Source organism: Coleofasciculus sp., assembly GCF_046539235.1.
GTDB lineage: Bacteria > Cyanobacteriota > Cyanobacteriia > Cyanobacteriales > Coleofasciculaceae > Coleofasciculus.
The window spans coordinates 1-2520 of record NZ_JBKHHI010000614.1 but is presented as its reverse complement, the minus strand read 5'-3'; the positions used below and the strand labels follow the sequence as shown (position 1 = coordinate 2520).

3 protein-coding genes are annotated in these 2520 nt (G+C 47.5%); 1 reads left to right on the top strand and 2 read right to left on the bottom strand.

Annotated features, from left to right (window positions below):
- Positions 1-92: 92 nt before the first annotated feature.
- Positions 93-722: a MotA/TolQ/ExbB proton channel family protein gene (locus ACLFWI_RS29280; protein WP_446415852.1), complete on the bottom strand. Its 630-nt coding sequence runs from the start codon at positions 720-722 to the stop codon at positions 93-95.
- Positions 723-819: 97 nt separating this feature from the next.
- Entirely contained in the window at positions 820-1614 is a 795-nt protein-coding gene (locus ACLFWI_RS29275; RefSeq protein ID WP_446415853.1) for an LmeA family phospholipid-binding protein, read from the bottom strand.
- Positions 1615-1911: 297 nt separating this feature from the next.
- Here ACLFWI_RS29275 and ACLFWI_RS29270 point away from each other — a divergent pair, with 297 nt between their 5' ends.
- On the top strand, positions 1912-2325 hold the full coding sequence (locus ACLFWI_RS29270) for a gamma-glutamylcyclotransferase family protein (protein ID WP_446415851.1): 414 nt from the start codon (positions 1912-1914) through the stop codon (positions 2323-2325).
- The last annotated feature ends 195 nt before the right edge of the window (positions 2326-2520 follow it).

The window sequence follows — 2520 nt, the reverse complement described above, 5'->3', positions numbered from 1 at the left end:
GAAAAGATAGTAGTGAAACCCGCCCCTACACAATTTCCCCATCTTCCCTATCTCCCTCATCTTCCCCATCTCCCCTATCTTCCCCATCTCCTTCATTTAATTCGCTCGTAATAACCGAGATAAATTAGTTCCAACTTGCCCCCATACTCTTGGATCAAGGCGAGTTGACGCCGATATAATCCGCGAAAGGTGTTAGCAAATATCAGAGTCGCGATCGCGACACTCAACCCGGCGACGGTGGAAATTAAGGCTTCACTGATCCCACCTGTCACACCCACGGTGGTTTGACCGCCAATATCTCCAATCCGTAGGGCGGCAAAGGCGTCAATTAATCCTAAAATTGTACCTAAAAGTCCCAGCAGAGGTGAGACACTGATGACTGTCTCAAATACGGTGTTGAACCGCTTGAGAATGGGTAACTCCGCTTGCACCGCACTTTCGAGGGCGAGTCGAAATTGTGCTGGAGTGGGACGTTTGAGTTCCAACGCCGCCAGAAAAATTCGGGCGATCGGCAGATCACTGTTTTGTTCCAGCTTGAGAAAAGCTTCTGGGGGATTTTGTTGGTAGAGGTGCAGCACCTCTCGCATCAGGCGGTTCTGGCCCTGGGTGACTCGCCGCCAAAAAGTGAGCCGCTCTAAAATTAGCGCGATCGCTAAGATAGAAAGCACTAATAGGGGCAACATGACTACCCCACCCAAGGAAAAGAAGGCGTTCAATGACATGCAGTTGCTCAATTAGTGATCAGGGAAGAGGAAAAGAAGGCAAATTTTTCCTTGTTGCCTTGTCTCCTCCGCATCCTACACTACACCCCCTTCATGGTTACGGATTATTAGGAATACGATCAATTTGGGCGTAACCGCTAAATATCAGTTGTTGTCCTTGGGTTTCCAGGCGATTGATTCGCATCGTAACGCCATCAAGATTGAAGCGATCCAGATCCACCATGTTATTCAAAATCTTATCCAGGGCATCGGTCAAGGTTTCAGATTTGCCTCGCAATTCCTCTGGAATCGTATCCGGTTCAAACGTAGAGTCTTTGAATAGAATCCGCCGCCGCCGTTCTACAGCCAGAGTTGAAGTCATGCTAATCGGCACTAATTCCTGATCGGGAAGGTTAACTTTGGCAAAAAGCTGAATCCGGTTATTGGGAAGCAGCTTGAGTTGCACGTCGGTAAAGGAAATTGGCTGACCCCCTGTGAGTTCTTCCAATTCGGGAATGGAAATATTTTCTAACCGCTTTCTCACCAGTTCGGCTTTAAACGCCTGGTTGATATCGGGTTCTGTCAACACGACTTGGGCGATCGCTTGGGTGGGTTGCTTCAGGTGAATCTGACCCTTGAGGACAGAACTGAAGTCCAAGGACACAGCGTCTGTTTCAAAGGACATCTCCTGGGTCCGAAACTGTCTACGGATCACCAAGCCTCGCCCCTGCATCTTAAAACTGTCAATGCTACCCTGCAACAGTTTACTGGAGGGATTGCAGCGCACCGAAACCTCGACAGACTCACTGCGAGTAAAGAGGTGGCGAATCGTATTGCTGGCGACGGTATTGAGCATCCGTTCGCCCCAATCTGTACCAGACGGGTTGGTTAAACCGGCAAAGCCACCGAGCATAGTAGTCCTGTTATCCACGCGAGTTGTCTCTTTACATTTGTAACAAAATGTGAAGAGTTCAGCAATCTCACGTTGGGTGTATTGTATGGATATCCCGAATCGGCAACTACCCTAGACTCAGGGTTGACTTGGGGTCTAGCTATGGGAATAGAATTTCTGAAGTGAATGATTAGTTTTATAAAGGTGAGACAAGGGAATAGGGAGCAGGGAAAGGTTTTCATAACTTCTACCCCTAAACTATACAATGAAATCTTATTCAACCTTACTCCAGGACGGTCAAAGGATTAGGAGGGGAGTATGTCTATCCGGGTGTTTGTTTACGGGACTCTCAAACCTGGGGAAGTCAATTATCAACGCTACTGTGAAGGAAAAGTGATAGCCGCCCAACCTGCGATCGCGTTGGGTCAACTGTTCGATTTACCCCTTGGCTATCCGGCGATGATCCCTGGGGATAATCAAGTGCGGGGATTTTTACTGACGTTCACTGAACCAACCCTTTTAACCGTCTTGGATGAGCTAGAAGACTACAATCCACAGCGAATCCCAGAGGACAATGAATATTATCGGCAACAAGTGACTATTTATGATCTGGCGAACCAATCTTTAGGACAGGCTTGGATTTACCTGATGCCACCTGAGCGAGTGCAGCGTTTAGGGGGTACACTAATTTCTTCGGGTTGGTGGAGTCCGATGAAGTCTGAATATGAATAGTTTTGGGAAATTGGGAATGGGGAATGGGCAATAGGGTTGGTGAAGTCGTTATCACTTATGAATTATGAATACCCCATCAAGGAAATGGGGTATGAGGGGAGATATTTTTCTATTTTCTTGCCAGCGACAGGATTTTTAGGGGTTGAAGATGGCAGAATCAATAAAATTTTCCGGCGAGGCACTTTTAGCTTTGGG

Excerpts from the sequence above, each read along its gene's own strand:
- ACLFWI_RS29280 (WP_446415852.1), bottom strand. The coding sequence starts at position 722 with ATGTCATTGAACGCCTTCTTTTCCTTGGGTGGGGTAGTCATGTTGCCC.
- ACLFWI_RS29275 (WP_446415853.1), bottom strand. The coding sequence starts at position 1,614 with ATGCTCGGTGGCTTTGCCGGTTTAACCAACCCGTCTGGTACAGATTGG.
- ACLFWI_RS29270 (WP_446415851.1), top strand. The coding sequence starts at position 1,912 with ATGTCTATCCGGGTGTTTGTTTACGGGACTCTCAAACCTGGGGAAGTC.